Source organism: Dyella sp. 01N36, assembly GCF_056399745.1.
In genome coordinates this window covers 1-2163 of the sequence record NZ_JBFTRY010000327.1, presented here as the reverse complement: position 1 = coordinate 2163, position 2163 = coordinate 1, and the positions used below count along the sequence as shown (strand labels likewise).

Annotated in this window: 3 protein-coding genes; all 3 read left to right on the top strand. The window is 64.7% G+C overall.

The genetic code is table 11. From position 1 onward, the window contains the following. Positions 1–192 (top strand): MFS transporter (locus AC1DMG_RS21720; protein ID WP_477181111.1); only part of this gene is annotated, 192 nt, incomplete at its 5' end. A 105-nt stretch (positions 193–297) separates the two neighbouring features. After that, positions 298–1689 (top strand): ATP-dependent RNA helicase DbpA, encoded by a 1392-nt coding sequence (dbpA, locus tag AC1DMG_RS21715; RefSeq protein ID WP_477175093.1) that lies wholly within the window; start codon positions 298–300, stop codon positions 1687–1689. A gap of 55 nt (positions 1690–1744) precedes the next feature. Continuing rightward, positions 1745–2163 (top strand): glutaminyl-peptide cyclotransferase (locus AC1DMG_RS21710; protein WP_477181110.1); only part of this gene is annotated, 419 nt, incomplete at its 3' end.

The following is a 2163-nucleotide window of genomic DNA, read 5'->3' as shown; positions in this document are numbered from 1 at the left end:
GCGCTGGCCGTGGCCGCCGCCGCCCAGTGGCTGGCCAATTTCGCCATCACCAGCACCTTCCCTGCGCTGGCTGAAGCGGGCCTCGCTTTCGCCTACGGCTTGTATGCCGCGTTTGCCCTGATTTCGCTGATCTTCGTGTTGAAGGCCGTGCGCGAGACCAAGGGCATCGAGCTGGAAGATATGCAGAGCTGAGTATTTAGGGACGAGGGGCGAGCGTGGGCAGGCGGTCTTGGCGCCCTCACTACTCGCCCCTGACCCCTTTTAAGGCCCAGCCAACCGGCATGCGACAATACCCGCATGACCGACTTCCGCACGCTCCCCTTAAAGCCCGCGCTGCTCGCCAGCGTGGAAACCCTCGGTTTCACCGAGATGACGCCAGTGCAGGCACAGAGCCTGCCGCCGATCCTGGAAGGTCGCGACGTGATCGCGCAGGCGCGTACCGGCAGCGGCAAGACCGCTGCGTTCGGCCTGGGCCTGCTGCAGCAGATCGACGTGGAGACGATCCGGCTGCAGGCGCTGGTGCTTTGCCCGACGCGCGAGCTGGCTGACCAGGTGAGCAAGGCCATCCGCAAACTGGCGGCCAATATTCCCAACGTGAAGTTGCTGACGCTGTGCGGCGGCATGCCGCTGGGCCCGCAGCTCGCCTCGCTCACGCATGACCCGCATATCGTGGTGGGCACGCCGGGGCGTATCCAGGAACATCTCAAGCGCTCGAGCCTGCACGGCGGCGGCATCAAGGTGCTGGTGCTGGACGAGGCCGATCGCATGCTCGACATGGGCTTTTCCGAAGCTATCGACGACATCGTGGGGCGCATCTCCAAGCATCACCAGACGCTGCTGTTCTCGGCTACCTATGCCGAGGAAATCCGCCAGGTGAGCAAGCGCCTGCAGCGCGATCCGGTGGAAGTGACGGTGGAGACGCCGCACGAGGAGACCACCATCGAGCAGCGTTTCCACGAAGTGGAGCCGGCGCAGAAACTCGATGCGCTCGCGCAATTGCTGGCCAAGGGCACGCTGCGGGATGAACAGGCGCAGCACGCGCTGGTGTTCTGCAATATGCGCAAGGACGTGGACGCGGTCGCCGAGGAACTGGACAAGCGCGGCTTCTCGGCGCTCGCACTGCACGGCGACATGGAGCAGCGCGATCGTGACGAAGTGCTGGTGCAGTTCGCCAACCGCAGCTGCGCCGTGCTGGTGGCCACCGACGTGGCGGCGCGCGGCCTCGATATCGTCGCGCTGCCCCTGGTGGTGAGCTTCGACATTGCACACGATCCGGACACGCACACGCATCGCGTGGGCCGCACCGGTCGCGCCGGCGAGAATGGCCTCGCCATCACGCTGGTGACGCCGCGCGAACGCCCCAAGGCAACCAATATCGAACAACAGCTGGGCCAGCCGCTGCCGTGGCATCCGCTGCGGGTGGCGCCCTCGCGCGGCAAGCAGCTCAACCTCGCACCGATGAAGACGGTGGTGATCGATGCCGGCCGCCAGGACAAACTGCGACCCGGCGATATCCTCGGCGCACTGACCGGCGACGCTGGATTGGACGCCAAGGACATCGGCAAGATCGACGTATTCGCCACCCGTGCCTATGTGGCCATCCGTCGGGATCTTGCGAACAAGGCGCTGGAGCGACTGCGCGCGGGCAAGATCAAGGGGCGGAACTTCCGGGTACGCTCGCTGCACTGAGGTTACCCGCTGCCCGCTACGCGCGAGGCTGCCCTTCGCAAAGGATGTCGTTTTCATGATACGCCGGCTCAGCTACGCGCTCGCCCTGATCGCCCTTGTCAGCTCTGCGTCCATCCACGCCGCCACGCCGGTCTACGGCTATCGCGTGGTGCATGTCTATCCGCATGACACCTCGGCGTATACGGAAGGCTTGTTCTACAAGGACGGCTATCTGTACGAGAGCACCGGTGAAGCGGGCGAGTCGACCGTGCGCAAAGTGGAACTGGAAACCGGCAAGGTACTGCAGCGCCATGATGTGCCGGATGCGTATTTCGGCGAGGGCATCGTCGACTGGAATCACGAGCTGATCCAGCTCACCTGGAAGAGCGAGCTTGGTTTTGTCTACGACCTGGCCAGCTTCAGGCAGCAGCGCACCTTCCGCTATCCCGGCGAAGGCTGGGCGCTCACGCGCGACAGCAAGCATCTGTACATGAG

Coding starts and splice junctions, on each gene's coding strand:
- dbpA (WP_477175093.1), top strand. CDS start 298: ATGACCGACTTCCGCACGCTCCCCTTAAAGCCCGCGCTGCTCGCCAGC.